This is a genomic window from Streptomyces sp. NPDC101234, assembly GCF_044767525.1.
Taxonomy (GTDB): domain Bacteria; phylum Actinomycetota; class Actinomycetes; order Streptomycetales; family Streptomycetaceae; genus Streptomyces; species Streptomyces sasae.
In genome coordinates this window covers 150,483-176,354 of sequence record NZ_JBIWOA010000001.1, presented here as the reverse complement: position 1 = coordinate 176,354, position 25,872 = coordinate 150,483, and the positions used below count along the sequence as shown (strand labels likewise).

Genomic DNA, 25,872 nt, shown 5'->3' with positions numbered 1-25,872 from the left:
TTGCTCCTCTCGCCTAGAGTCCCTATGTGCTCTTTGGAATGGTGTGCGCGCTCACAGCCGCGATCTGCTTCGGTACGGCGACGGTCCTGCAGGCGATGGCCGCGCGGGAGGTCGGGGACGGCGCGGGCGGGGAGGCCGCGCTGCTGCTGCGGGCCGTACGGCAGTGGCGGTACGTGGTCGGGCTGGGGCTGGACGGGCTCGGGTTCGTGTTCCAGATCCTGGCACTGCGGTCGATTCCGATCTACGCGGTGAGCGCGGCCCTGGCGTCCTCCCTCGCGGTGACGGCGGTGGTCGCGGCGCGGCTGCTGCGGGTGCGGCTGAGCGGGGCGGAGTGGGCCGCGGTGGCGGTGGTGTGCGCGGGGCTCGCCATGCTGGGGCTGGCGTCGGGGCCGGAAGGGGACCGCTCCGGGTCGATGACGCTGAAGTGGGTCACGCTCGGGATCGCCGTGGGCGTGCTGCTGCTCGGGCTGGCCGGCGGACGGCTGTCCGGGCGGTGGCGGGCGCTGGTCCTCGGGCTCGGCGCGGGGTTCGGGTTCGGGGTGGTGGAGGTGTCGGTCCGGCTGATCGACACCCTGCGGCCGGCCGGACTGCTGACCAACCCGGCCACGTACGCCCTGCTGGTCGGCGGCGGCGCCGCCTTCATGCTGCTGACCTCGGCCCTGCAGCGCGGCTCGGTGACCACGGCGACGGCCGGCATGGTGATCGGCGAGACGATCGGTCCGGCGGCGGTCGGGGTGGTGTGGCTCGGGGACCGTACCCGGGAGGGCCTGACCTGGCTCGCGGTGCTGGGGTTCACGGTGGCCGTGGCGGGGGCGCTGGCACTGGCCCGGTTCGGCGAGGCGCCGGACGTGGCGGACGCCGGCCCCGAGGCGGCGGAGCCGCTCAGCCCATCGCGTCCGTGATCCCGTCCCAGAGGCGGGTCCGGGCCTCCAGGGCGACGAGGACGGTCTCGACGGCCTCGCTCCAGCGCTGTTCGTCGGTGCCGCACAGGTCGGCGACCATCTGCAGGGCCATGGGGGTGTGCTCCTCGCCGTCGACCTCGATATGGCGGGCGAGGTAGTCGCGGAAGAGCGGGAAGCGGCCGGTGCCCTCCTCCTCGACGACCTGGTCGAACATGTCCGGGATCAGGTCCTCGCGGGAGAAGGCGAAGGCGGCGGCCCGGCAGTGCAGCGGGCGTTCGGCGATGATCTCGAAGGTGGTGCGCACGAACTCCGCGGCCGGGGCCGGGACCTGGGCCACCCGGAGGGCGGCGTCGACGTCATGGCCCTCGGTGAGCAGCGCGACGAAGGTGTCGACGGGGGCGGTGTCGGCCGACGCCTCGGTCATGGCCGCGCGGTAGAGCTCGAAGTGGCTGGTGAAGCCGCCGTTCAGCTCGTCACTCTCCTCGACCAGCACGATGTCGTTGATGAGCCGGCGGGCGACGGCGGAGCCGCGGGGCACCCAGGGCACGTCGATGCAGGTCAGCTCCCGCTGGAGCGACTTGAGCAGGGACATGAAGTCCCAGACGGCGAAGACGTGATGGGTCATGAACGTCGCCAGGTGATCCCGGTCGGATATCCGCCGGTAAAGCGGGTGGGCGGTCACTTCTTTTCGCGCGGATTCGATCACCGAACGCGCCTGGTCAATTGCCTCCTGGCCTTCTCGGGTCAGATTCCAGACGTACCTCGACATGACGTTCTCCTTTGTTCCGGGACGGCGATCGTGCAACGTTCACAGCCACCCGGCAAGCACTTTCTGAAATTCCGCGCGAGTTACCCGAAGTAGCCGACGACAGAAGGCAGCAAGACCATAGAAAGCGCTATAAAAAGTTACGTTCCGGACACGTTCCAGACGTCTCCCCAGGCACGCCCCCGGGCCGCAAAAAATCTCGTTGAACCTTTGAACGCCATGTGTGTCCATTCCGTAAAGGACACCGTGACCAGTAATCCCGTCACCGTCACCGTGGCCTATCACGTGATGCCGGGTCGCGAGGCCGACTTCCACTCCTGGGGGTGGGCCATGCTGGGCGCGAGCGCCCGGCAGCCGGGGTTCCTCGGCGGTGGCGTCCTTGTCGACCAGGAGGCGGAATGGCATGTCGTGTATCGCTTCGCCACCGAGGACTCGGCGCTGGCCTGGGAGAACTCCCTGGACCGCGGAGAGTGGGAGACCCGGACGGACGGCATCGCCCGGCCCACCGGTCGCCGTAGCGTGCGCGGCTCGAAGGTGTGGTTCGACTCGCTGGCCGGGCCGGCGCCCGTGCCACCGCCGCCCACCCCTCCGGCGAAATGGAAACTGTGGTTCATCAACATGAGCGCGGTGTTTCCGCCGGTTCTGCTCTTCAACATCATCGTGATTCCCCATCTCGGCGGCCTCAATCCGCTCATCCGCACTCTGCTGCTCTGTCTCTGTGTGACTGCGCTTGTCACCTGGATTCTCATGCCGCGACTCCAGCGTTTCTTCAAGAAATGGCTGTACCCGCCGCTGCAGGCACTGCGCGGGCGGCACAAACGACGGGCTGCATAGGCCCGGGAACTACCCGAGGGAGGTGGGCGGGTGAAGACCTTGCTCATCGACAATTACGACTCGTACACCTACAACCTGTTCCAGTTGATCGCCGAGGTCAACGGCGAGGAACCGGTGGTGGTCCGCAATGACGAAAGGGGCGGCACACCCTCCGGTCTCCCCTCTCTCGCGGAGTTCGACAACGTGGTGGTGTCCCCGGGGCCCGGGCATCCCGGAAACGCCCGTGACTTCGGCATCAGCGCCCACGTGATCGGCGAGTCCACGGTCCCCGTGCTCGGGGTCTGCCTGGGCCACCAGGGCATCGCGCTCGGGGAAGGGGCCCGGGTGGCGCCCGCCCCGCAGCCGAGACACGGGCATCTGACCAGGGTCCGGCACGACGGGCGGGACCTGTTCGAGGGACTGACCCAGGACTTCACCGCCGTGCGCTACCACTCGCTGGCCGTGCACGAGCCGCTGCCCGCCGCCCTGCAGGCCACCGCCTGGGCCGAGGACGGCGTCCTGATGGGCCTGCGCCACCGCGAACGGCCGCTGTGGGGCGTGCAGTTCCACCCGGAGTCGGTGCTGACCGAGTACGGCCACCGCATGCTGGTGAACTTCCGCAACCTGACCGCCCGGCGGGCCCGCAGAGCGCGCACCAAGAACACCGCGGTCCCGCCTGCGGCCGCGGTGATACCGAGGCCCAGGTCCGCGGCGGCCGCCTCCGCCGCTGCCACCGTCTCCGCCGCCGTCTCCGGGAGCGGACCGGCGGCGGCCGTCCCCCGCCCACGGCAGGGGGACCGCTCCGGGCCGGCGGCTCTCGCCCCGCCAGTCGATCTCTCCCGGCCACGCGATCTCCCCCAGTCGGGTGATCCCACCCGGCCAGGTACTCACTCCCGGTCGGGGGATCCCGCCCGGTCCGGTGTCCTCTCCCAGCCGGGCGAGCTGTCGCGGTCGGGTGATCCCTCCCGGTCGGGAGAGCTCCCGCGCCCCGCCCACCGACTGCACACCCGCCAGATCGCCGGCGCCGTCGACACGGAGGCGGCCTTCTCCCGTCTCTTCGCCGCCTCGCCCCGGTCGTTCTGGCTGGACAGCTCACTCGTCGAGCAGGGCCGCTCACGCTTCTCCTTCCTGGGCGACGACAGCGGCCCGCTCGCCGAGTTCGTGCGGTACGACGTCACGGCCGGGCGCTGTACGGTCGAGCGGGCGGGGCGGCCGCCGCGCAAGGTGTCGGCGAGCGTCTTCGACTATCTGAAGCGGCAGCTGACCAGCCGCCGGGTGGACGCCGACGGGCTGCCCTTCGACTTCACCGGCGGCTATGTCGGCTACTTCGGCTACGAGACCAAGGCCGACTGCGGCTCCCCCAACACGCACCGGGCCGAGACCCCGGACGCCTGCTGGCTGTTCGCGGACCGGCTGATCGCCGTGGACCACGAGGAGGACGTCACCTACGCGGTCTGCCTGGCGGAGGACACCCCGCGGGCCGCGCAGGAGGCCGAGGAGTGGCTGACAGAGACACTGGCCCAGCTGACGTTCCTCACCCCGGGCACCCCGGCGCCCGCCCCGCCCGCCGCCGAGGGACCGGACCTGGAGGCCGCCGAGCCCTGGCTGGTGCGTGACCGCGCCGGCTACCTCGCCGACATCGAGGCCTGCCAACGGGAGCTGCGGGCCGGCACCAGCTACGAGGTCTGCCTGACCAACGCGGCCCGGCTGCCCGCCCCGGCCGACCCCTACGCCTTCTACCGGGAGCTGCGCCGCGTCAACCCGGCGCCGTACGCGGCCTTTCTGCGCTTCGGCGACCTGGACGTGGCCGGTTCCTCGCCGGAGCGGTTCCTGCGGATCACCCGGGACGGGGTGGCCGAGGCCAAGCCCATCAAGGGCACCGCGCCGCGCGGGGCGACGCCCTTCGAGGACGACCGGCTGCGGGACGCGCTGGCGGCCGACGCCAAAACCCGCGCCGAGAACCTGATGATCGTCGACCTGCTCCGCAACGACCTGGGCCGGGTCTGCCGTACCGGAACCGTCCGGGTGCCCCGCCTGATGGCCACCGAGTCGTACGCGACCGTGCACCAGCTGGTGTCCACGGTGACCGGACGGCTGCGGGCCGGGACGGACGCGGTGGACTGCGTACGCGCCTGCTTCCCCGGCGGGTCCATGACGGGCGCCCCGAAGCTGCGCACGATGGAGATCATCGACGGTCTGGAGACCGAGGCCCGGGGCGTGTACTCGGGGGCGCTGGGCTACCTCGGGTGCAGCGGCGGCGCGGACCTCAACATCGTGATCCGTACGGCCGTGATCGCGGACGGCCGGATGCAGCTGGGCGCGGGCGGGGCGATCGTCCTGGACTCCGACCCGGCCGCCGAGTACGACGAGATGCTGCTGAAGACGGCCGCGCAGATGCGGGCGCTGCGGGAGCACACCGAGGCCACGGCGGACGCCGTGGAGGAGGCCGCCCGATGACGCTGCCCCTGTCCCGTACGGACACGCGTACGGACATCCGTACGGACCCGCGCACGGACCGCCGCACGGACCGCCGCACGGACACCGTCAACCTCGCCGGCCGGCTGGCCGACCTGGCCCGGCGCAACGGCTGGGCCGACCGGCCCGCCTTCCACCAGGGCCACCGTGCCTGGACCCACGGCGAGGTGCACGGGCTCGGGGCCCGCGCCGCCACGGTCCTCGCCGGGCAGGGTGTCGGCCCCGGCGACCGGGTGGTGCTCGCGCTGCCGGACGGGATCGCCTGGGTGGTGGCGTTTCTCGCGGTCGCCCGGCTCGGGGCGGTCGCCGTCCTGGTCAACCCCGAACTGCCCGCCGCCGACCACGCGTTCATGGCCGCCGACACCGAGGCCGTGCTGTGTCTGACGGGACCGGGCATGGAGGATCGTTTCACCGACCGTCCCCGCTTCGGCGCCGACCAGCTGCTCGCGCTGGCCCCCGCCGCCGATCCGGCGCCCGTCCATCCGGTCGACGCGGACAGCCCGTTGTATGTGCAGTACACCTCGGGGACGACGGGCGCGCCCAAGGGGGTCGTCCACACGCATGCCCACCCGGCGGCGTACTACGACCTCATCGGCTGGCCGCTGCTCGGCATCACCGCGAACGACGTCACCCTGTCGGTGTCCAAGCTGTACTTCGCCTACGGCTTCGGGAACGCCTTCGTCTTCCCGCTCTTCTCGGGGTCCAGCGCGGTCCTGGTGGACCGGCGGCCGGCTCCGGCCGCGGTGGACGAGCTGGTCGCCCGGCACCGGGTGACCCTGCTGTACTCGGTGCCGTCCGCGTACGCGGCGCTGGTCGCCGACCGGGGCACCGGGCAGCACCGGACCTGCTTCGCCTCCGTACGGGCCGCCGTGTCGGCCGGTGAGGGGCTGCCGGCCGGGCTGGGCGACCGGGTGGCGGAGTTGCTCGGCGCGCCGGTACTCGAACAGATCGGCTCCACCGAGGCCGGGCACGCCTTCTGCGCCAACAGCCTGGACCACAACCACCCCGGCACCGTGGGCCGTCCGGTGCCCGGGTTCGAGGTGGAGCTGCGCGACCGCGACGGACGGCCGGTCCCGGACGGGCACGAGGGCGAGCTGTGGGTGCGCGGGCCCACGGTGACGCCCGGCTATCTCGACCGGCCCGAGGACACCGCCCGCACCCTGGTCGGCGGCTGGCTGGCCACCCACGACCGGGCGGTCCGCGAACCCGACGGCGCCTACCGGCACCTGGGCCGCACCGACGACATGGAGATGGTCGGCGGGATCACCGTCTCCCCGCTGGAGGTGGAGGCCGTGCTGCGCACCCATCCGGCGGTGCGGGAGGTCGCGGTGGCGGCGGTGCCCGACGGCACCGGCGCCGGACGGCTGCGTGCCTTCGTCGTCCCGGCCGTGAGCCCGGCGCCGACGGGGCTCCAGGAGGAGCTGCTGGCGCTGGCCCGGGAGCGGCTGGCCGCGTTCAAGGTCCCGCGCAGCGTCAGTCTTCTGCCCTCCCTGCCCCGCACCCCGACCGGGAAGCTCCGCCGCCATCTGGTCCGCCAGGGCGCCTGGTGACCGTGCCGGAATGAACAACCTGTCTGAAAGGAACGTCTCCATGCAGGAGTCCCTCATCGGCGAGCGCGGGTTCTATCTGGGCCCGCTGTTCCGGCGGGCGGCCGACCGGCACGGCGGGGTGTTCGTCACCCTGGACCGCCCCCTGGACACCCACCCGGACCTCGGCGTCCGCCTCAGCTATGTGGAACTTGCCGACGCCGTCGAGGAGTTGTCGGCGCGGCTGTGGGCGGCCGGGGTACGGCCCGCCGAGCAGGTCGTCGTCCACAAGACGGACAACGTCGACATCGTGCTGCTGACCTGCGCGATATCCCGGATCGGCGCGGTGCCCGTACTGCTCTCCCCCGCGCTGGCCGGCGAGGTGGTGGGCAAGATGCTCCCCAGACTCCGGCAGCCGTGGCTGGTGACGGACGCGGCGAAGCTGGCCGGCCTGGACGTCAAGGGCCTGGTCCGGCAGACGCTCACCGTCGACACCGTGCCCGGCCTGGTGTCCCTGGCCGAGCACGCCGGCGCCGAGGTCCCGCCGGCGATCCGGCTGCACCCGCGCGAACCCGCCCTGATCACCCACAGCTCGGGCACCACCGGCGTCCCCAAGCTCGCCGTGCACTGTCCGCAGACCATGTGGAACCGTCTGGTCCCGCAGCAGGCGATGGGCTGGCCCACCCGCGGCGAGGTCGCGGCCCTGCACATGTCCTTCGTGCACTCCCGCTTCTACCACCTGCTCGGCGTCCTGCTGCACTTCGGCAGCCCGCTGCTGCTGATCACCGACCCGGACCCGGCGAAGGTCGGCCCGATGCTGGCCCGGCACCGCCCCGGCATCGTCGAGACCCACCCCAACACCTTCGTCCTGTGGGAGGAGCTGGCGGACGCGCCGGGCGCCCCGCTGTCCCGCGTGAAGTCGTACGGCTCGACGTTCGACGCGATCCATCCGCGCACGGTGCGAAGGCTGCTGAACGCCTCGAAGCGCCGGACTCCCTGGCTGATCCAGCTCTACGGGCAGAGCGAGACCGGGCCGGTCGCCTTCCAGTGGTTCACCCGGCGGACCGTGGCCCGTGCGGACGGACGGCGGGTCGGGATCGGGATACCGGGGTTCACGCGCGTCCGCGTCACCGGCTCCGACGGGCTGCCCGCCGCGCCCGGCACACCCGGCCGGATCGAGGCCCGCACCCGGGGCCGCATCCTCACCTACCTCGGCGCCCGGGACCAGTACGAGCGCCAACTGGACGGCGAGTGGTGGCAGATGGGCGACATGGGCTACCGGAACCGGCTGGGCGCCCTGTATCTGATCGACCGCGAGATCGACCAGATCGACTCCGTGCACAGCAACCTGGAGGTCGAGGACACCCTCATGGACCGCCTGGAGGAGCTGCGCGAGGTCGTGATCGTGCCGGGCGCGGACCGGGAGCCGGTCCCGGTGGTGTGCGTGCGCGGGGAACGGCCGCTGGATCCCGAGCGCTGGCGGGAGGCGACCGCCGATCTGCCCGCGATGGCGGAGCCCAGGCAGTGGAAGTTCGAGGAACTGCCGATGACCGCGACCTGGAAGGTGAAGCGGGTGGAGATCACCCGGATGCTCGCGGCGGGTGTGCACGCGTGAGTGCGACCCCGGTCGTGGTGGTCGGCGCCGGGCCCGTCGGCCTGTCGGCGGCACTGGCGCTGCGGGCGCGCGGACTTCCGGTGCTGCTCCTTGAGGCCGACCCCGAGGACCGTGAAAGACCCGGCAGCCGGGCCCTGTTCGTGCACCGTGAGACCCTCGCGCTGCTCGACGCCATGCGGCCGGGGCTGGCCGACGAGATCACCTCGTACGGCCGGACCTGGCACACCCGGCGCACCCTGTACCGGGGGCGGGAGGTGTACTCCCGCACCTTCCCGCCCCCTTCCGGCCGGCCGCCCTTCACCAGCCTGCGCCAGGTGGACACCGAGCGCTTCCTGCGGGACGCGTGCGGGCGGGCGGGTGTGGAGTTCGCCTGGAACGCGCGCGTGATCGGCGTCCGCAGCACCGCCTCGGGTGTCTCGCTGAGCTGTGCGGACGGGCGGGAGGTGAGCTGCGGCCATGTCATCGCGGCGGACGGCGCCCGCTCCGCCGTCCGGGCCGGGCTCGGCATCGCCATGGAGGGCACGCACGGCGAGGGCTTCCACGTGGTCGTGGACGTCGCCGACCTGCCGGGCGAGGAACTGCCGCTGGAGCGGGTCTTCCACTACGAGCATCCGGGCGTCGGCGGCCGCAGCGTCATGCGGGTGCCGTTCACCGGGGGCTTCCAGGTGGACCTGCAGTGCCACGCCGGGGACCGGGCGGAGGAGTACGGCACGGAGGAGGCCGTACGCGGCTGGCTGCCCGGGGTGGTGGGCGAGGGATACGAAGACTACGCGGACCGGATCCTGTGGGTGTCCACGTACCGCTTCCTGCGCAAGGTCGCGGCCTCCTTCACCGACCCGCACGGGCGGGTGCTGCTCGTCGGGGAGGCCGCGCATCTCTTCCCGCCGTTCGGGGCGCGGGGCATGAACAGCGGGATCGCGGACGCGGCGGCCGCGGCGGAGGCGGTGGCGACCGGGACGGTGGCCGACTTCGCGGCCCTGCGGCGGGCGGCGGGCCTGTTCAACAGCGAGGCGGCCGGGGTCGCCCTGGACCATCTGCGGCCCCGCCGCCGGATCGTACGGCTGCGGCAGCGCGCGGCCGCCGCGCTGGCGCCGGTCCTGCCGTCCTGCGGATCCTGGCTGGAGCACGCGCCGTACGGGCCACGGCACGGGGCGCCTGCGCTGGCGGGCCGGAAGTACTGAGGAGGCGAGCGATCGTGGGCTCACGAGTGATGTCCGGTGAAGGGCTGCTGACGTGGACGCCGGCCGGCGGACTGCGGCCCGCCGAGGACGGCGCGGTGTCCGGCGGGCGGCTGCTCGTCGCGGACTCCTGGCTGGTCCGGGACGGCAGGGTGCGCGCCCTCGACCGGCACAAGGAGCGCTTCCTGCGGTCCTGCGGAGAGTGCGGCGGGCCGCCGCTGCGCCGGCTGCTGGAGTTCTGGCAGGACATGACGGCCGCGCTGCCCCGCACCGGCGAGTGGTTCCCGCGGGTCGAACTCGCCCCCGGCTCGATGGAGTTGCGGCTGCGGCTGCGGCACACGCCGCCGCTCGGGTCCGAGGTGCGGGTGTGGGCGGCCGGCCAGTCCGATCCGCGGACCGTCCCCCGCCGCAAGGGTCCCGACCTGGACACGCTGGCCCGGGTCCGCGGCCGGGCGTCCGACGCCGGTGCGGACGAGGCGGTGTTGGTCTCGCCCGCCGGGACCGTGCTGGAAGCGCCCACCGCCAGCGTGCTGTGGTGGGAGGACGACACCCTGTGCCTGCCCTCACCACGGCTGCCCGTGCTGCCCGGGGTGACGGTCGCCCTGATCCAGGAGCGGGCCCAGCGGTCCGGGATCCGGTTGGCCCACCGGGAGCGGACCGTGGCCGAGCTGGACGGCCGCGAGGTGTGGCTGGTCAACGCGCTGCACGGGATCCGGCCGGTCACGGAGTGGGTCGGCGAACCGCTGCGGGCGCCACGGGCGGCCCGCGCCGGGGAATGGCGGACGTGGCTGGACGACGCGATGGAGCCGCTGCCGGGCGACTGAATTCCAAGGAACTCCGGGAGTCCGGGGCCCCGGGACTCCGGGACCCCAAGAGTCCGAGAACGAGTCCGAGAACGGAGAATGCGCCGAATCGAATCCGACCCGGCGCTTTTTCCGCTGCCTTAATTGATTCTGATTCCGCCGACGAATTACTTCTGCTTGGCCTGATAAGCCCCCGGCACCATCCGGGTGGCGATCGCGATCCGGTTGTAGGCGTTGATGACGGTGACCGCCCAGATGAGGGCCGCGGTCTGGGCCTCGTCGAAGACCCCGGCGGCCTCGGCGTACACCGCGTCCGGGACATGGCCGTCCGCCACGAAGGTCACGGCCTCGGTCAACTCCAGCGCTGCGCGCTCCCGTTCGGTGAAGAACGGGGTCTCCCGCCAGGCGTTCAGCGCGTAGATGCGCTGTTCCGTCTCGCCCTCGGCGCGGGCGTCCTTGGTGTGCATGTCGAGGCAGAACGCGCAGCCGTTCAGCTGGGAGGCGCGGATTCTGACCAGTTCGAGGAGTTCCGGTTCGACCTTGGCGTCCTGGGCCGCGGTGACGGCGGCGGCATGCAGGGAACCCATCGCCGCGGAGACGTCGGGGGTGATTTTCTTGAGGGCCACACGGGAAATCTGATCACCATTGCTCATGGGGAGACTCTAGCCTCCGGAATTCAATTCCGAGGGCCGTTGTCCGCGAATTCGTGGGCTCATTCATGGGACGCTGATCACAGCCGGGTCGGACAGCACCGTGCACAGGGTGTCCAGCGCTCCCGACCAGGCGTGGTCGGCGGGGGTGCCGTAGCCGAGGACGAGGGCGTCCGGAGGTGTGACGGCGGCGGCCGGGTGGCGGTGGCGCGGGGTGAGGCCTTCGAGGGCGAGGCCGCGTTCGGCGGCGGCCCGGATCACCCGCCACTGGGTGCCGGGCGGGAGCCGCAGGACGATGTGCAGTCCGGCCGCGATGCCGGTCACCCGGATCGCCGGGGCGCGTTCGGCGAGCGCGGCGACCAGCTCGTCCCGGCGCCGCCGGTAGCGGGAGCGGGACGCGCGGACATGGCGGTCGTAGGCGCCGGAGGTGATGAACTCGGCGAGCGTCAGCTGGTCCGGCACCCCGCAGGTGTCCACGCCGCCCTTGGCCTCGGTCACCTCCCGGGCCACGGCCGGCGGCAGCACCATCCAGGCCAGCCGCAGCCCGGGGGCGAGGGACTTGCTGGCCGTGCCCAGGTAGACCACCTCGTCGGGGGCGAGTCCCTGGAGGGCGCCGACGGGACGGCGGTCGTAGCGGAACTCGCCGTCGTAGTCGTCCTCCAGGACCAGGCCGCCGGTGCGTCGCGCCCAGTCCACGACGGCCGCCCGCCGGTCGTGGTGCAGCGCGACGCCCATCGGGAACTGGTGTGAGGGGGTGAGCAGCACCGCGGCCGGACCCGGCCCCAACTGCCGGGTGTCCGTGCCTAGTTCGTCCATGGGCAGCGGGAGCTGGCGCAGCCCGGCCGCGGTCAGCAGCTGCCAGTGCTCGTCGAGACCGTACGACTCCACGGCGACCGTGTCCGCGCCGCGCGCCCGGAGAAAGCGGCCCAGCAGGATCAGGCCGTGGCTGAACCCGGCGCAGATCACGATGCGTTCGGGGTCGGCGCGCACGCCCCGGGCGCGGGCCAGATAGGCGGCGAGCGCGGTGCGCAGTTCGACGCGGCCGCGCGGATCGCCGTAGCCGAAGGCCTCGTTGGGGGCGGCGGTGAGGGCGCGCCGGGCCGCCTTGAGCCACTCGGCGCGCGGGAAGGAGGAGACATCGGGGAAGCCGGCCCGCAGGTCGTAGGCGGGGCGGTGGGCGGCCGTGCCGTCGGCCGGGGTCGGGGTGCGCTTCCCCGAGGGCAGGGCCGGTACCCCGGTCGCCACCCTCGTGCCGGAACCCTGCCGGGCGGTGAGCCAGCCCTCGGCGACCAGGTCGGCGTAGGCGTCGGCGACGGTGTTGCGGGCGATGCCCAGGTCGGCGGCGAGGGAGCGGGACGAGGGCAGCCGGGTGCCGGGGACCAGCCGGCCGCTGCGGACGGCCTCCCGCAGGGCGTCGGTCAGGCCCCGGCGCAGACCCGGACCGGCCGGTTCCAGGTGCAGGTCGATACCGAGAGTGGCCCATGTTCTCCCCATGGAAATGGACCATACCTCTGGGCTGCCTGGCTCCTACGCTGGAGACATGACCACCGAAGAGACGATTCAGTACGCGCCCGAGCACACCCCCCGCCTGGCCTGGGCGCAGCACGCGCCCGAGGTCTACAAGGCGATGGTCCGGCTGGACGGAGCCGCCCGTAAGGGCCTGGACGCCAAACTGTTCGAACTGGTGAAGATCCGTGCCTCGCAGCTCAACCACTGTGCCTACTGCCTCGACATGCACACCAAGGACGCGCTCGCGGCGGGCGAGAGCATCGAGCGCATCGTCCAGCTCAGCGCCTGGGAGGAGTCGAAGCACTTCTACACCGAGCAGGAGCTCGCCGCGATCGAGCTGACCGAGGCGATCACCGTGCTGACCGACGGTTTCGTGCCGGACGAGGTCTACGAGCGGGCCGCCAAGCACTTCGACGAGGTGCAGCTGACGCAGCTGATCGCCTCGATCATCGTGATCAACTCCTGGAACCGGTTCGCCGTGACGACCCGGATGGTCCCCGGGCACTACACGCCGGGGCAGCACGGGTGAGCAAGGCCGGCGTCTTCCGGTCGCTGCACCACGGGCGCCTGCCGGGAGACCCCCTCGTCCTGCCCGGACCGTGGGACGCGGCCAGCGCCCGGGCCCTGGCGGCGGCCGGGTTCCCGGCACTGGCGACGCCCAGCGCCGGGGTCGCGGCCTCGCTCGGGTACGCGGACGGGCGGACCCCGGCGGCGGAGATGTTCGCGGCTGTCGCCCGTATCGCCCGGTCCGTGGACGTGCCGGTGTCGGCGGACGTGGAGGACGGCTACGGGCTGCCGCCGAAGGAACTGGTCGAGCGGCTCCTGGAGGCGGGGGTGGTCGGCTGCAATCTTGAGGACTCCCACGGGGGCGCCCTCAAGGACCCGCACCGGCATGCCGAGTGGCTGGCCGAGGTCCGTTCGGCGGCCGGCGGCCGGCTGTTCCTCAACGCCCGCGTCGACACCTTCGCCCGCGGGGTCACCGATCCCGACCGGGCCATCGAGCGGGCCGCGCTGTACGTGGCGGCGGGCGCGGACTGCGTCTACCCGATCCACGCCCCGGCCGCCCTGCTCCCCCTCCTGCGCTCCGGCATCGAGGGCCCGCTGAACATGTACGCGCGCCCGGACGGCGACGGCCCCGCGCCCGCCGGACTCGGCGAACTCGGGGCCACGCGCATCACGTTCGGACCCGGACTGCTCCGGCTGGCGCTGCGGTCGCTGGACGGATTCGGACGCCAGGAGACTTCAAGGGCCTCAGGAGAGGACGCTGGGAGAGGGCGCTAGGAGAGCCACTCCTTCCACACCGAGGGATGGTCGTCCACCCACTTCTTCGCGGCCTCCTCGGGGCTCAGCTTCTGGTCGGCGATCATCAGGGAGACCTGGTCCTGGTCCTCGGTCGTCCAGCTGAACTTCTTCAGGAAGGCCGCCGCCCTGCCGCCGCCGCGCGCGAAGTCCGCGTTGAGGTACTTCTGCAGCGGGGTGTGCGGATAGGCGCAGGCGACCTTGGCCGCGTCGGCGTCGCAGCCCTCCTTGTACGCCGGGAGCCGCACCTCGGTCATCGGCACCTTCTTGAACAGCCACTGGGGTGCGTACCAGTAGGTGAGGAAGGGCTTCTTCTCCTTGGCGAACTGCTTGATCTGGGTGATCTGGGCGGCCTCGGACCCGGCGAAGACGACCTGGTAGTCCAGCTTCAGGTTGCTCACCAGCGCCTTGTCGTTGGTGACGTAGGACGGCGAGCCGTCCAGGAGCTGCCCCTTGCCGCCGCTCTCCGCGGTGCGGAAGAGCGAGGCGTACTTGTTCAGGTTCTTCCAGTTCGTGATGTCCGGGTGCTGCTTGACGAGGTAGGTCGGCACGAACCACCCGATGTGCCCGGTGACCCCGAGGTCCCCGGCGTGGGCGATGGTCTTCTTGTCCTCGACGTACCGCTTCTCCTGGTCCGGGTGTCCCCAGTCCTCCAGGATCGCGTCGACCCGCCCCTGGCTGAGCGCGTCCCACGCGGGTACCTCGTCCACCTGCACCGTGTCGACGCGGTAGCCGAGCTTGTGCTCAAGGAGGTACTGGGCGACGGCGACATCGGACTGCGCGCCGACCCAGGACTGCACGGACAGGGTGACCGTCTTCGAGCCCTGCGCGTTGGCGAACGGCGAGGCCTGCTTGGTCATGTCGGCGGCACCGCAGCCGGTCGCGAGGACCAGCACGGAGGCGGCGGCGACGAGTGTCGTACGACGCATGGTCACGCTCCCTTCTCCGTGCGGCGTTCCGTGGGCTGGGTGACCCGGTCGAGCATCAGCCCCAGGCAGACGATGGCGGCACCGGCCACCAGCCCGGTCGCCAGGTCGCCCTGGGCGAGGCCGAAGGCGACGTCGTAACCGAGCGCGCCGCCGCCCACGAGCCCGCCGATGATGACGACGGCGAGGACGAGCACCACACCCTGGTTGACGGCAAGCAGCAACGCGGGCCGGGCGAGCGGGAGTTGGACCTGCGTCAGCTGCTGGCGGCCGGTCGCGCCGAGCGACCGCGCCGACTCCAGGGCGGCCGGGTCGACCTGGCGCAGACCCTGCGCGGTGATCCGTACGACAGCGGGCAGCGCGTAGACGACGGCCGCCGCGACGGCCGGGGCACGGCCGACGCCGAACAGCGCGACGACCGGGATCAGGTACACGAACTGCGGCATCGTCTGGAAGACGTCCAGGACCGGACGCAGCGCGCGCTCCACGCGGTCGCTGCGGGCGGCGGCGATACCGGCCGCGAAACCGAGGACGAGCGTGACCGCGACGGCCGCGAGGACCTGCGAGAGCGTGTCCAGCGACGGCTCCCACACGCCGAGCACACCGATGGCGGCCATCGCGAGGACGGCGGTGAGCGCGGTGCGCCAGGTGCCGATCAGCCAGGCCAACGCGGCGACGACCAGCAGCACCGCCCACCAGGGCAGCCACTGCAGCCCGTCACGGAGCGGATCCAGGACCCAGGTGGTGAAGTGCCCCGCCCAGTCGGCGGTGCCGCCGACGACCGGGACACCCGAGTAGAGATGGGCGGTCATCCAGTCGACGGCGCGGTTGACCGGTTCGGCGAAGTTCAGGGTCCAGGCGGTGGGCCAGTCGAGCCGGCCGAGGAGACGGGCGGCGAGCGCGACGGCCACGGTGCCGCCGAGGGCGTACGCCCACGCGCGGGGGTGGGCCTGCGCCTCGGTACGCTCCCCCGCTGCCGCCGTGATGCGGTCCAGTACGACCGCGAGCAGCACGATCGGAATACCGGCGGCGAGGGCCGCGCCGACGTCGACCGAGGCGAGGGCCTGGTAGACGCGGTCGCCGAGGCCGCCGGCGCCGATGACGGAGGCGATGACCGCCATCGACAACGCCATCATGATCGTCTGGTTGAGGCCGAGCAGGAGTTCCTTGCGGGCCAGCGGGATACGGGCGGTCAGCAGCCGCTGCGTACGGGTGGCGCCCAGCGACTCCACGGCTTCCAGGACCTCGGGGTCGGCCTGGCGCAGGCCCAGGGCGGTGAGCCGGGCCATGGGCGGGGCGGCGTAGACGACGGTGGCGAGGACGGCCGCGGGGACGCCGATGCCGAAGACCAGGACGACGGGGAGGAGGTATGCGAAGGCGGGGAGCACCTGCATGGTGTCGAGGACGGGACGCAGGGCGCGGTGCAGCCGGTCGGAGAGCCCGGCACCGAGGCCGAGGACGACACCGACGGCGACGGACGCGAGGACGGCCACGACCATCAGCGCGAGGGTCTGCATCGTCGGCACCCACATGCCGAGGACACCGCAGACGAGGAACGCGGCGGCCGTCCCGACGGCCAGCCTCGTCCCGGCGACACGGTGGGCGACGGCGGCGGCGAGCACGGTGACACCGGGCCAGCCCGCGGCGAGGAGGGTCAGGTAGACGGCACGGACGGTGAGGACGACGCCGTCGCTGATGTAGCCGAGGAAGTAGAGGAAGAGGGGGTGGGTGTCGCGGTTGTCGATGACCCAGTTGCTGGCGGAGGTCAGGGGCGCGGAGAGACTGACGGTGAGGTTGTGCGGCCAGGCTGCGGAGCCCCAGCGGGAGCCGGCGACGGGCACGAGGATCGCCGCGACGACGGCCAGGGCGAGGAGCTTGCGTACGGCGGGATGAACCGTGCGCATCGCTCGCGGAGTGGGAACACTGATCGTCGCCATCAGACGCCCTCCGGATCGGTGCCGGGGGTGGGAGGCGTCGCTCGCCCACGCTGACGGGGTACGCCCGCGGAACGCCCCGTCAGGGGCGCGGGGAACTGCGCGACCGGCCCACGACCACCCGCGGCCGAACCGCTGCCCGCAGCCTCGCCCGCAGCCGGATCACCTTCCAGCGGACGCTCCCCATCCCTCCCCAGGGGCGCGGGGAACTGCGCGACCGGCCCACGACCACCCGCAGACGAAGCACTGCCCGAATCCTCGCCCGCAGCCAGACCGCTGCCCGCATCCGTCTTCGCCACGATGCCGAGCAACGCGTCCGCGTCCACGACCCCGACACACCGGTCCCCCTCCACGACCCGTGCCGGGACGCCGGATCCCGCCACCACCTCGATCGCTTCGGCGACCGTCGCCCCCGGGCTCACCGCCGGCCCCGCCGCGGCCTCCCCGCCCTGCGTCGGCCTCATCGCGGTGCGGACCGTCATCACCTGCTCGCGCGGTACGTCCCGCACGAACTCCCGGACGTAGTCGTCGGCGGGCGAGCCGACGATCTCCTCCGGGGTGCCCAGCTGGACCACCCGGCCGTCGCGCATCAGGGCGATACGGTCGCCCAGTTTGAGCGCCTCCGACAGGTCGTGCGTGATGAAGACCATCGTGCGGCCCTCCTCGCGGTGCAGGCGGACGACCTCCTCCTGCATGTCCCGCCGGATCAGCGGGTCGAGCGCGCTGAACGGCTCGTCGAAGAGGAGGACCTCGGGGTCGACGGCCAACGCCCGCGCGAGGCCGACACGTTGGCGCTGGCCGCCGGACAGCTGGCTCGGCCGGCGCTGCTCCATGCCCTCCAGGCCGACCTTGGCGACGACCCCGGCGGCCCGCTCGCGTCGCTCGGACCTGCCGACGCCCTGGATCTCCAGGCCGTACGCCACGTTGTCGAGGACGGACCGGTGCGGCAGGAGTCCGAAGTGCTGGAAGACCATCGCGGCCCGGTGCCGGCGCAGTTCACGCAGTCGGCCCTTGTCCATCGCACGGACGTCCTCCCCGTCGATGGCGATCGTGCCGGCCGTCGGCTCGATGAGCCGGGTCAGGCAGCGGACCAGCGTCGACTTGCCGGAACCGGACAGGCCCATCACCACGAAGACCTCGCCCTTGCGCACATCGAAGGAGACGTCGCGGACGGCGGCCGTACAGCCGGTGCGGGCGCGCAGATCGGCCGGTGACAGGCCGGTCAGCTCGGGGTCCGCGGGGATCCGGTCAGCCTTCGGGCCGAAGACCTTCCACAGCCCGTCGACGGAGAAGACGGGGGTCGTCACAGTTGTCGTGACCGGGGTCGTACTCATCACGCACCGCCCTTCAGCAGGTCCACGGCCCTCTCGCCGACCATCAGCACTCCGATCATCGGGTTCACGGCCGGCATGGTCGGGAAGACGGACGCGTCGGCGATCCGGATGCCGTCGAGACCGCGGATGCGCAGCTCGGGGTCGACGACGGCCTGCTGGTCGTCGGTCGCGCCCATCCGGCAGGTGCCCGCCGGGTGGTACACCGTGTGCGCGGCCTTCCGGGCGTACTCGCTCAGCTCGGCGTCGCCCTGGATCTCCGGCCCGGGGCACACCTCGCGCTTCAGCCAGCCGGCCAGCGGCTCGGCCTTCGCGATCTCGCGGGCGATGCGGATGCCGTCGACGAGGGTACGGCCGTCGTAGTCGTCCTCGTCGGTGAAGTAGCGGAAGTCCAGCGCGGGCTTCACGGCCGGGTCGGCGCTGGTCAGGTAGAGGCGGCCGCGGCTGTGCGGCTTGGGGATGTTCGGGGTCATCGAGACGCCGTGCGCGGGACGTTCGTAGCCCAGCCGCTCGGGGTTGTCGGTGAAGGGGACCTGGTAGAAGTGGAACATCAGGTCCGGGCCCGCGTGTCCGGGGTCGCGGCGGACGAACAGGCCCGCGTCGGAGTCCATCGCGGAGTTCTCGGGGATCGGGCCGTGGGTCTCCCAGACGATCACCGACTCGGGGTGGTCGAGGAGGTTCTCGCCGACGCCCGGCAGGTCGTGCGCGACCGGGATGCCGAGGGCTTCGAGGTCCTGGGCCGGGCCGATGCCCGAGTGCAGCAGCAGCCGCGGGGAGTCGACCGCGCCCGCGCACAGGACGACCTCGTTGCGGGCCCGTATCAGCAGGTCCTCGCCGTCCTTGGTGCGCACGTGCACGCCCGCGGCGCGGGTGCCGTCCAGTTCCAGCCGGTACGCCCAGGTCTCCAGCAGGATCGTCAGGTTCGGACGCTCGTCCATCACCGGGTGGAGGTAGGCGACGGACGCGCTGGACCGCTTGTTGTTCTCGGGGTGGTAGGCGAGGTCGAAGAAGCCGACGCCGTCGGTGAACGGCTTGCGGTTGAAGCCCTCCACGCGCGGGACGCCCAGCGCCTGCTGCGCCGCGTCGACGAAGTCGCGGGCGATGGCGTTCCGGTCCTTCGCATCGACCGGGACGATGTTGTTGAGGAGGCGGGCGTAGTACGCCTCCATCGGGACCGCGCCCCAGCCCTTGGCGCCGGCTTCCTCCCACTCGTCCCAGTCGGACGGCAGCGGCTTGAAGGAGATGAGGGTGTTGTGCGACGAGCAGCCGCCCAGCACCCGGGCGCGGCTGTGCCGGATGTGGGAGTTGCCGCGCGGCTGCTCGGTGGTCGGGTAGTCGTAGTCCAGCTCGCCGCCGAGCAGGCCCATCCAGCGGCGCAGGGTGAGGACGTCGTCGCGGTCGACGTCGCTGGGGCCGCCCTCGATGACGGCGACGGTGACGTCCGGGTTCTCGGTGAGGCGGGAGGCTATGACGGAACCGGCGGTTCCGCCGCCTATGACGACGTAGTCGTAGGTGTGGGACATGGGGAGGTACTCCAAGAGAGCTTTGTGCGTACGGCGGTCGGCGGTGGGCTCAGCCGGCGAACCAGCGCACCGGCCTCGGCGCGAGGTTCTGGTAGACGTGCTTGGTCTCGCGGTACTCGGCGAGCCCGGCGGGGCCCAGCTCGCGGCCGGTCCCGCTCTTCCCGAAGCCGCCCCACTCCGCCTGCGGGAGGTAGGGGTGGAAGTCGTTGATCCAGACGGTGCCGTGCCGCAGCCGGCCGGCCACTCGGCGGGCGCGTCCCGCGTCGGCGGTCCAGACGGCGCCGGCGAGGCCGTACTCGGTGTCGTTGGCGAGGGCGACGGCCTCGTCCTCGGTGCGGAAGGTCTCGACGGTGAGGACCGGACCGAAGACCTCCTCGCGGACGACCTTCATCTCGCGGTGGCACTGGTCGAGGACGGTCGGCTCGTAGAAGTAGCCGGTGGCGGGCCGGTCGGGGGAGGGGTCGGGGCGCTTGCCGCCGGAGCGCAGCACCGCGCCCTCGGCCAGCGCCGACGCGACGTACGCCTCGACCTTGGCGCGCTGCTGCTCGGAGACGAGGGGGCCGCACTCGGCGCCGTCGGCGGTGCCGCGGCCCAGCCGGATCTTCGCCGCTCTGCGGGCGAGTTCGGCGACGAACCGCTCCCGGACCGGTTCCTCGACGATCAGCCGGGAGCCGGCCGAGCAGACCTGGCCGCTGTGGATGAACGCGGCGTTCAGGGCCTGGTCCACGGCGGTGTCGAAGCCCTCGTCCGTCGCGCAGGCGTCGGCGAAGACGACGTTGGGGTTCTTGCCGCCGAGTTCGAGGGCGACCTTCTTGACCGACACGGCGGCCGCCTGCGCGACCTTGACCCCGCTGACCAGTCCGCCGGTGAAGGAGACCAGGTCGACGTCGGGGTGCTCGGCGAGACGGGCGCCGACGGTGTGGCCGGGGCCGGTGACCAGGTTGGCGACGCCGGCGGGCAGCCCGGCCTCCACCAGCAGTTCGATCAGTGCGATCGTCGTCAGCGGGGTGATCTCGCTCGGCTTGATCACGAAGGTGTTGCCGGCCGCGAGCGCCGGGGCGATCTTCCAGCTGGCCTGGAGCAGCGGGTAGTTCCAGGGCGTGATCAGCGCGCAGACACCCACCGGTTCGTTCACGACGACGCTGTGGATGTCGGCCGAACCGGCGTCGACCACCCGGCCCGCGCCCTCCGCCACCACCAGGTCGGCGAAGTAGCGGAAGGCGTCGGCGACGCAGTCGATGTCGACGCGGCCCTCTTCCAGGGTCTTGCCCGCGTCCCGGCTCTCCAGCAGGCCGAGTTCCTCCCGGACGTGCACGAGCAGGTCGGCCGCCCGGTGGAGCAGGGCGGCGCGTTCGGCGACCGGGGTGCGGGGCCAGTCGCCGGTGTCGAAGGCGCGGCGGGCGGCGGCCACCGCCGCTTCCGCGTCCTTCTCGTCGCCCTCGGCGACCACGGCGAAGGGCAGGCCGTCCGCGGGGTCGATGATCTCGCGTGTCGCTCCGGAGACGGCTTCCAGCCATTCGTCTCCGACCCGGATGGTCGCTCGTGCCGTTCTGTCCGCCATGATCGGTATTGCCTTCCGTTCCTGTTCGGTGCCCCTGTGTGACAGACAGGTCACACTCGGGGACCGTCACCGCCTGCCCGTGCTCCCGGATTGCATGCGCAATCGATGGCCGAAAGTGCGCTGCATCACTGAACAAGCGGTCAAAGCGGGACAAACAGTCAACGGGGGGTCTTCGTGGCGTGGTGACAGAGGACCGTCACGTCGTGGCGGGCGCCGGCTCGGCCTGCGTGGCGTGCCGGGGCCGGCTCTTCGTCGAGATCTGACCCACCAGTTCCCAGAAGCACACCAGCGCGGTGATGGGCGGGATCCCGAAGATCACTAAGGAGAGCAGCGCATGTGACGAGTGACTGACACAGAGCGCCACGGCCACGACGGAGGCGGCCAGCACCACACACCAGGACCGGCGTGTGCTCCGGCGCTGGACGGTGGCCCGCACCACGGAGAGCGCCGCCACGAACCACGGCCCGTACACCGTCAGCGGCCAGTACTGCGCGAGCCCCACGGGCAGCACCGACGAGGCGATGCCGCGCAGCTGCTCGTAGGAGTAGCAGACGGACCAGGTCAGCATGCACACCGCGCACAGCGAGACCGCCGCGATCAGGAGCGTGATGTGCGTGACGCGCCGACCGCCGTCGAGCAGATGGGAATCGTGACGGATCCGCCGGCGGTTGCTCCGGCGCCGGGCCGGCACGTCCAGCAGGGTGGGGGCCGTACTCACACTGGTCGGTGCGGACAGTATCTGGGCCAGTTCCTCGACCGGGTCCCAGTCGCTCGGTGCGCCGTCCGGTTCCGGGGCGCCCCATGCGTGGTCGTAGAGACCGGCATGCTCGAAGCGACCGGTGTGGTCGTAGGGACCCGTGTGATCGTAAAGACCCGTGGGGTCGTAGAGACCCGCGTGATCATAGAGACCGCTGTCGCGCTGAATCCCGTCCATCGGTAAAACCTCCACCCCCTGCCTCAGAACGCTTCGTACAGATCTGCCAATGTCCGCCGATACTCTTTTTCCATCGCGTTGATTCTCTTCAGGAAATCATCGAGCAGGTCCGAGCATGAGGTGATATCCATACTGCCGGGCCAGCGGAGCGCGGTCATCGGGTGATCTTCGGCGGTACGCCAGTCCAATCGCGTCACGGTCACCTAACGACCGTCACACGGGACGGGGTTTGGGGCGTTCGGGGGAATTCAGTCACCCGAACGAGAACTTATAGAATACCCGGCGATTCACAATTGAAGAAATTCAGAATATGAGGGTGGTTACATTCCGTGAAAACGGAGACCGAATGAACGACGATGTGACCGCGCCCGGTCCGCGGCCGCCGTCGGTCAGGCCGGCCCCGCCGCGCCCGTCATCAACTCCCGCACACAGCGCCGCAGCCAGGCGTGCGCCGGGTCGGCGTCGTGGCGCGGGTGCCAGGCCAGCCCGAGACCGAGCGGCGGAAGCGGCAGCGGCAGCGGCACCTCGAACAGGACCAGGCCGAGCGCGGTGGCCAGCGGCGCGCTCCAGGAGCCGACGAGACCGATCAGGTCGCAGTCGCGGAGCACGAAGAGGGAGGCCGGGAAGGTGCCCTCGGCGTCGCGGTCACCGGCACGGTCCTGTCCGCCCACGCCGACCTCACCACCGGCATGGGCCCGGCGCTGCGCACGGTCGCGCTGCTGGTCCTCGCGGCGACGGCGCTCGTCGTGGCGGGTCACGGCGGCCGCGCATCGACACGTACTATCGCGTCCGGCAAGGAACGCGTACTATCGCGTTCCACCGGTGCCTGAGCAACTCCCCTCACCATAAGGCCCGTTGAGGAGCCACCATGCCCGCACTCCTGAACCCCGTCCTCGATCTGCTGACCCTGCGCGGCACGGTCACCGAGGCCGAGCAGATCACCGCCCGGATGCGCCGGTTGCGCATCGACGGCGACCAGCTCGCCGGCCTCGACGTCCGGCCCGGCCAGCAGGTACGCGTCCTGGTCACCGGGCTGACACTCCGTACGTACTCCGTCTGGCGCTACGACCCGTCCGGCGTCGTCGAGTTGTGCGTCCTGGACCACACCGAGGGCGGACCGGGGGCCGGGTGGGGGCGCACCGTCGGAACGGGTGACCAGGTGCGGCTGCGCAGGCCCGAGGGCACCTTCACCCTGCGCCCCGAGGCCGCCCACCACGTCTTCGTCGGCGACGAGACGGCCTCGGTCGCCTTCGGCGCGATGCTCGCGGAGCTGCCCGAGGAGGCCCGGATCTCCGGCTGCGTGGAGACGGGAACGGCCGCGGACCGCCTCCCCCTCGCCCACGCGGAACACCTCGACTGGGTGCTCCGCGGCGAGATGTCACTCCCGGAGGCGGTACGACGGCTCGCCCCCGAACCCGGCGGGATCGCCTATGTCGCCGGGGAGGCGCGGGACGTGCAGGCGGTGCGGAGGGTGCTGGTCCAGGAGGCGGGGTGGGACCGGCGGGCGGTACTCACCAAGCCGTTCTGGACGCCGGGGAAGAAGGGCATGGAGTGAGGCTCAGGAGCACTGGGCGTCCGCGGGGCAGAAGGAGTCGACCGCGGTCGTGAGCGGCCCCCGGACCAGTCCTGCGGACAGGCTCTCCGGGCCGCTGGAGCGGATCGCGTAGAGGGTCCCGTCCGCGGCCCGGAAACGGTGGTCGACGACCTGGCGGGCACCCTTGTCCTTGTCGTCGTAGCGGTACGACAGTTCGGCCCAGGTGTCGCCGGAGGTACGGTCCCCGGCCCGGTAGCCGGGCTGGTGGGAGTAGCCGTAGCCCGGGTCGTTCTCGGCGAGGTCGAGGGACTCCGCCGGGGTGGCCTCGGAGAGCTCGAAGATCTGCAACTGGCGCCCGCCGGACGGGGAGTCGTAGTACACGACCGGTGCCTTCTCCCCCTGCTGCTGCCGCCGCGTCCAGCCCCGGGGGACGTCGAGGGTGTAGCCGACGGGGTCGTGTGCGACGCGGTAGCCGGAGGGGACGGAGGAGGCGGGGGTCGTCCCGGAGGCGGGAGACGCGGGCGACTGCGGCGACTCAGGCGACTCCGTCGAGGAGGACTTGACGCTGACGCTCGGCGCGGGGTCGGCAGCGGTGCCGGTGCCGTGGTCTCTCCCCAGATACCAGACACCCAGCCCGGTGGCCGCGGCGACCAGCACCAGCGCGAGCACGGCGGCGGCCGTACGGCCGGTACGGCGGCGCGGCGGGACGTACCGGCCGGACGGCGGGAGGACCTGGCCGGGGGAGGTGGGGGCCGCGGACCAGGGCGGCGGGGTGTAGCCGCGTGACTCGTCCGAGGCCGGGGGCAGGGCGGGAACCGGAGCCCGGGGCGGGGACGGGAACGAGGACACGGGCGGGAACGAGTCCGGGAGCGGGGGCAGTGCGGAGGGCTGGGTCGGGGTCGGCGACCAGGCCGGACGCCCGCTCTCCTCACCGGGCTCCCGCTCGGCACCGTACCGCTCATGACCGCCCGGAACCTCCGACCGCTCCGACCGCCTCGGTCTCTCGGGGATTCCCGGTCCCCACGGCGTCTCCGCCGCATCACGGAGCTCCGACCGCTCCGATTCCTCCGGCTCCGGTGCCTCCGGCCCTTCCGGCGCGTCCCGGCTCCCCGCGGCCTCGGGCCACCTCACCCCCTCCGACCGCTTCGCGAGCTCCACCCGCCCCCGGTCCGCGCGCTCAGGCTGTTCCGGCGGCTCCGCCTCCGCCGGAATTTCGCGACGGCCCACCACCTCCGGCCCCACCGGAACCTCTTGCCGTCCCGCCGTCGCCGGCCGGTCCGCCGGCCCCTGGTTTCCCGGGTCCCCCGTCGCCTCCGGGCGGCCCGGCGTCTCCGGGCGCTTGGAGAGGTCCGGGTGCCTTCGGTCCTGCGGTCCGTCCTCTTCGTTCCATCCGCTCATCGCGAACCCCCCGATTCACTTCACCGCGTAGCCCTTTCGACGGTAGCGGCGAAAACGGGAACGGGCCCCGTTCCGGACGAAACCGGATCGGGGCCCGTGGGGTGCGGGAGGCTCAGATGAGGCCGAGGCCGCGGACCGCGTCGCGCTCCTCCGCCAGCTCCTGCACCGACGCGTCGATGCGGGCGCGGGAGAAGTCGCTGATCTCCAGGCCCTGGACGATCTCGTACTGGCCGTCCTTGGTGGTGACCGGGAAGGAGGAGATCAGGCCCTCCGGGACGCCGTAGGAGCCGTCCGACGGGATGCCCATGGAGGTCCAGTCGCCGTCCGCCGTGCCGTTGACCCAGGTGTGGACGTGGTCGATGGCGGCGTTCGCGGCGGAGGCGGCCGACGAGGCGCCGCGGGCCTCGATGATGGCCGCGCCGCGCTTGGCGACGGTCGGGATGAACTCCTCGGCCAGCCACTTCTCGTCGCTCACGACCTCGGCGGCGTTCTTGCCGGCGACGGTGGCGTGGAAGATGTCGGGGTACTGGGTGGCGGAGTGGTTGCCCCAGATGGTCAGGCGCTTGATGTCGGCGACCGTGGAGCCCGTCTTCTTCGCGAGCTGGGTCAGCGCGCGGTTGTGGTCGAGGCGGGTCATCGCGGTGAAGCGCTCGGCCGGTACGTCCGGCGCGGCGGCCTGGGCGATCAGCGCGTTGGTGTTGGCCGGGTTGCCGACGACCAGGACCTTGATGTCGTCCGCGGCGTGGTCGTTGATGGCCTTGCCCTGGGGCTTGAAGATGCCGCCGTTGGCCTCCAGGAGGTCACCGCGCTCCATGCCCTTGGTGCGGGGGCGGGCGCCGACGAGGAGGGCGACGTTGGCGCCGTCGAACGCGACGTTCGGGTCGTCGCTGATGTCGATGCCCGTCAGGAGCGGGAAGGCGCAGTCGTCCAGCTCCATGGCGGTGCCCTCGGCGGCCTTGAGCGCCGGGGTGATCTCCAGGAGGCGGAGCCGGACCGGCACGTCCGCGCCGAGCAGCTGGCCGGAGGCGATGCGGAAGAGCAGGGCGTAACCGATCTGGCCGGCCGCGCCGGTGACGGTGACGTTCACGGGAGTGCGGGTCATGGCGTTCTCCGTATGACAGCTGGCGGTGGGCGTCCTTGCCCTGGCGAGCGGACGTACAAATGATCGATCTCTTGGCATCAAGAGATCCACCGG

At 72.1% G+C, this 25,872-nt stretch carries 22 protein-coding genes and 1 pseudogene; 10 read left to right on the top strand and 13 right to left on the bottom strand.

Going from position 1 to position 25,872, the window contains the following annotated elements; genetic code table 11:
- The first annotated feature begins 38 nt into the window (after nt 1–38).
- Nucleotides 39–902: a DMT family transporter gene (locus tag ACIRR9_RS00820; protein WP_403746998.1), complete on the top strand. Its 864-nt coding sequence runs from the start codon at nt 39–41 to the stop codon at nt 900–902.
- Here the strand turns inward: ACIRR9_RS00820 and ACIRR9_RS00815 are convergent.
- Nucleotides 883–1,671, bottom strand: a complete 789-nt coding sequence (locus ACIRR9_RS00815) for a DUF3050 domain-containing protein (RefSeq protein ID WP_403746131.1) — start codon at nt 1,669–1,671, stop codon at nt 883–885. The genes ACIRR9_RS00820 and ACIRR9_RS00815 overlap by 20 nt on opposite strands.
- Before the next feature lie 216 nt (nt 1,672–1,887).
- On the opposite strand from ACIRR9_RS00815, the gene ACIRR9_RS00810 reads away from it, so the two are divergent.
- The 6 genes from ACIRR9_RS00810 to ACIRR9_RS00785 are packed head-to-tail and all read left to right on the top strand — an operon-like array spanning nt 1,888 to nt 10,099.
- On the top strand, nt 1,888–2,502 hold the full coding sequence (locus ACIRR9_RS00810; protein ID WP_403746995.1) for a hypothetical protein: 615 nt from the start codon (nt 1,888–1,890) through the stop codon (nt 2,500–2,502).
- A gap of 30 nt (nt 2,503–2,532) precedes the next feature.
- A complete protein-coding gene (gene pabB / locus ACIRR9_RS00805) occupies nt 2,533–4,938 on the top strand; it encodes an aminodeoxychorismate synthase component I (protein WP_403746130.1) in 2,406 nt (801 codons plus the stop codon).
- Nucleotides 4,935–6,506 (top strand): AMP-binding protein, encoded by a 1,572-nt coding sequence (locus ACIRR9_RS00800; protein WP_403746128.1) that lies wholly within the window; start codon nt 4,935–4,937, stop codon nt 6,504–6,506. The genes pabB and ACIRR9_RS00800 overlap by 4 nt, the downstream gene beginning before the upstream one ends.
- Nucleotides 6,507–6,546: 40 nt before the next feature.
- On the top strand, nt 6,547–8,097 hold the full coding sequence (locus ACIRR9_RS00795) for a class I adenylate-forming enzyme family protein (RefSeq protein ID WP_403746125.1): 1,551 nt from the start codon (nt 6,547–6,549) through the stop codon (nt 8,095–8,097).
- On the top strand, nt 8,094–9,278 hold the full coding sequence (locus ACIRR9_RS00790) for an FAD-dependent oxidoreductase (RefSeq protein ID WP_403746123.1): 1,185 nt from the start codon (nt 8,094–8,096) through the stop codon (nt 9,276–9,278). Before ACIRR9_RS00795 ends, ACIRR9_RS00790 begins: the two co-directional genes overlap by 4 nt.
- 29 nt (nt 9,279–9,307) lie before the next feature.
- Complete coding sequence (locus tag ACIRR9_RS00785; protein ID WP_403746994.1) at nt 9,308–10,099, top strand: aminotransferase class IV; 792 nt, start codon at nt 9,308–9,310, stop codon at nt 10,097–10,099.
- Nucleotides 10,100–10,245: 146 nt separating this feature from the next.
- Here the strand turns inward: ACIRR9_RS00785 and ACIRR9_RS00780 are convergent, their stop codons facing one another.
- Together ACIRR9_RS00780 and ACIRR9_RS00775 are read right to left on the bottom strand one after the other, a co-directional pair.
- Nucleotides 10,246–10,731: a carboxymuconolactone decarboxylase family protein gene (locus ACIRR9_RS00780; RefSeq protein WP_403746121.1), complete on the bottom strand. Its 486-nt coding sequence runs from the start codon at nt 10,729–10,731 to the stop codon at nt 10,246–10,248.
- A gap of 63 nt (nt 10,732–10,794) precedes the next feature.
- Complete coding sequence (locus ACIRR9_RS00775) at nt 10,795–12,222, bottom strand: PLP-dependent aminotransferase family protein (protein ID WP_403746118.1); 1,428 nt, start codon at nt 12,220–12,222, stop codon at nt 10,795–10,797.
- 46 nt (nt 12,223–12,268) lie between these two features.
- On the opposite strand from ACIRR9_RS00775, the gene ACIRR9_RS00770 reads away from it, so the two are divergent.
- Together ACIRR9_RS00770 and ACIRR9_RS00765 are read left to right on the top strand one after the other, a co-directional pair.
- On the top strand, nt 12,269–12,766 hold the full coding sequence (locus ACIRR9_RS00770) for a carboxymuconolactone decarboxylase family protein (RefSeq protein WP_123974679.1): 498 nt from the start codon (nt 12,269–12,271) through the stop codon (nt 12,764–12,766).
- A complete protein-coding gene (locus ACIRR9_RS00765) occupies nt 12,763–13,518 on the top strand; it encodes an isocitrate lyase/phosphoenolpyruvate mutase family protein (RefSeq protein WP_403746116.1) in 756 nt (251 codons plus the stop codon). Before ACIRR9_RS00770 ends, ACIRR9_RS00765 begins: the two co-directional genes overlap by 4 nt.
- On the opposite strand, the gene ACIRR9_RS00760 is transcribed toward ACIRR9_RS00765, so the two are convergent.
- From ACIRR9_RS00760 to ACIRR9_RS00725, 8 genes and pseudogenes are all read right to left on the bottom strand, one after another.
- Nucleotides 13,515–14,465 (bottom strand): ABC transporter substrate-binding protein, encoded by a 951-nt coding sequence (locus ACIRR9_RS00760; protein ID WP_403746114.1) that lies wholly within the window; start codon nt 14,463–14,465, stop codon nt 13,515–13,517. The two genes, ACIRR9_RS00765 and ACIRR9_RS00760, sit on opposite strands and share 4 nt — an antisense overlap.
- A gap of 2 nt (nt 14,466–14,467) precedes the next feature.
- The gene (locus tag ACIRR9_RS00755) at nt 14,468–16,399 is read right to left on the bottom strand and encodes an ABC transporter permease (RefSeq protein ID WP_403746112.1); all 1,932 of its coding nucleotides are present in this window, start codon (nt 16,397–16,399) and stop codon (nt 14,468–14,470) included.
- Entirely contained in the window at nt 16,399–17,730 is a 1,332-nt protein-coding gene (locus tag ACIRR9_RS00750) for a glycine betaine/L-proline ABC transporter ATP-binding protein (protein ID WP_403746109.1), read from the bottom strand. Before ACIRR9_RS00750 ends, ACIRR9_RS00755 begins: the two co-directional genes overlap by 1 nt.
- On the bottom strand, nt 17,730–19,250 hold the full coding sequence (locus ACIRR9_RS00745) for a GMC family oxidoreductase (RefSeq protein ID WP_403746106.1): 1,521 nt from the start codon (nt 19,248–19,250) through the stop codon (nt 17,730–17,732). Before ACIRR9_RS00745 ends, ACIRR9_RS00750 begins: the two co-directional genes overlap by 1 nt.
- A gap of 49 nt (nt 19,251–19,299) precedes the next feature.
- A complete protein-coding gene (locus ACIRR9_RS00740; RefSeq protein WP_403746104.1) occupies nt 19,300–20,811 on the bottom strand; it encodes an aldehyde dehydrogenase family protein in 1,512 nt (503 codons plus the stop codon).
- Between the two features lie 196 nt (nt 20,812–21,007).
- Entirely contained in the window at nt 21,008–21,745 is a 738-nt protein-coding gene (locus ACIRR9_RS00735) for a DUF2637 domain-containing protein (protein ID WP_365336667.1), read from the bottom strand.
- Nucleotides 21,746–21,768: 23 nt separating this feature from the next.
- Nucleotides 21,769–21,948: a hypothetical protein gene (locus ACIRR9_RS00730; RefSeq protein ID WP_123974687.1), complete on the bottom strand. Its 180-nt coding sequence runs from the start codon at nt 21,946–21,948 to the stop codon at nt 21,769–21,771.
- A gap of 186 nt (nt 21,949–22,134) precedes the next feature.
- Nucleotides 22,135–22,377 (bottom strand): annotated as a pseudogene (locus ACIRR9_RS00725) (LysR family transcriptional regulator); the annotation flags it as partial.
- A gap of 236 nt (nt 22,378–22,613) precedes the next feature.
- Here ACIRR9_RS00725 and ACIRR9_RS00720 point away from each other — a divergent pair.
- The gene (locus ACIRR9_RS00720; protein WP_403746101.1) at nt 22,614–23,300 is read left to right on the top strand and encodes a siderophore-interacting protein; all 687 of its coding nucleotides are present in this window, start codon (nt 22,614–22,616) and stop codon (nt 23,298–23,300) included.
- A gap of 3 nt (nt 23,301–23,303) precedes the next feature.
- Here the strand turns inward: ACIRR9_RS00720 and ACIRR9_RS00715 are convergent, their stop codons facing one another.
- A complete protein-coding gene (locus ACIRR9_RS00715) occupies nt 23,304–24,128 on the bottom strand; it encodes a hypothetical protein (RefSeq protein WP_403746099.1) in 825 nt (274 codons plus the stop codon).
- 661 nt (nt 24,129–24,789) lie between these two features.
- Nucleotides 24,790–25,779 carry a malate dehydrogenase gene (locus ACIRR9_RS00710; protein WP_403746098.1) on the bottom strand — a complete coding sequence of 330 codons (990 nt, stop codon included), beginning with the start codon at nt 25,777–25,779 and terminating at the stop codon, nt 24,790–24,792.
- Nucleotides 25,780–25,872 lie beyond the last annotated feature (93 nt).

Bases quoted from the DNA above. Each gene is read 5' to 3' on its own strand.
- ACIRR9_RS00820 (WP_403746998.1), top strand. From the start codon at position 39: ATGGTGTGCGCGCTCACAGCCGCGATCTGCTTCGGTACGGCGACGGTC.
- ACIRR9_RS00815 (WP_403746131.1), bottom strand. From the start codon at position 1,671: ATGTCGAGGTACGTCTGGAATCTGACCCGAGAAGGCCAGGAGGCAATT.
- ACIRR9_RS00810 (WP_403746995.1), top strand. From the start codon at position 1,888: ATGTGTGTCCATTCCGTAAAGGACACCGTGACCAGTAATCCCGTCACC.
- ACIRR9_RS00800 (WP_403746128.1), top strand. From the start codon at position 4,935: ATGACGCTGCCCCTGTCCCGTACGGACACGCGTACGGACATCCGTACG.
- ACIRR9_RS00795 (WP_403746125.1), top strand. From the start codon at position 6,547: ATGCAGGAGTCCCTCATCGGCGAGCGCGGGTTCTATCTGGGCCCGCTG.
- ACIRR9_RS00785 (WP_403746994.1), top strand. From the start codon at position 9,308: ATGTCCGGTGAAGGGCTGCTGACGTGGACGCCGGCCGGCGGACTGCGG.
- ACIRR9_RS00780 (WP_403746121.1), bottom strand. From the start codon at position 10,731: ATGAGCAATGGTGATCAGATTTCCCGTGTGGCCCTCAAGAAAATCACC.
- ACIRR9_RS00775 (WP_403746118.1), bottom strand. From the start codon at position 12,222: ATGGGGAGAACATGGGCCACTCTCGGTATCGACCTGCACCTGGAACCG.
- ACIRR9_RS00770 (WP_123974679.1), top strand. From the start codon at position 12,269: ATGACCACCGAAGAGACGATTCAGTACGCGCCCGAGCACACCCCCCGC.
- ACIRR9_RS00760 (WP_403746114.1), bottom strand. From the start codon at position 14,465: ATGCGTCGTACGACACTCGTCGCCGCCGCCTCCGTGCTGGTCCTCGCG.
- ACIRR9_RS00755 (WP_403746112.1), bottom strand. From the start codon at position 16,399: ATGGCGACGATCAGTGTTCCCACTCCGCGAGCGATGCGCACGGTTCAT.
- ACIRR9_RS00750 (WP_403746109.1), bottom strand. From the start codon at position 17,730: ATGAGTACGACCCCGGTCACGACAACTGTGACGACCCCCGTCTTCTCC.
- ACIRR9_RS00745 (WP_403746106.1), bottom strand. From the start codon at position 19,250: ATGTCCCACACCTACGACTACGTCGTCATAGGCGGCGGAACCGCCGGT.
- ACIRR9_RS00740 (WP_403746104.1), bottom strand. From the start codon at position 20,811: ATGGCGGACAGAACGGCACGAGCGACCATCCGGGTCGGAGACGAATGG.
- ACIRR9_RS00735 (WP_365336667.1), bottom strand. From the start codon at position 21,745: ATGGACGGGATTCAGCGCGACAGCGGTCTCTATGATCACGCGGGTCTC.
- ACIRR9_RS00720 (WP_403746101.1), top strand. From the start codon at position 22,614: ATGCCCGCACTCCTGAACCCCGTCCTCGATCTGCTGACCCTGCGCGGC.
- ACIRR9_RS00710 (WP_403746098.1), bottom strand. From the start codon at position 25,779: ATGACCCGCACTCCCGTGAACGTCACCGTCACCGGCGCGGCCGGCCAG.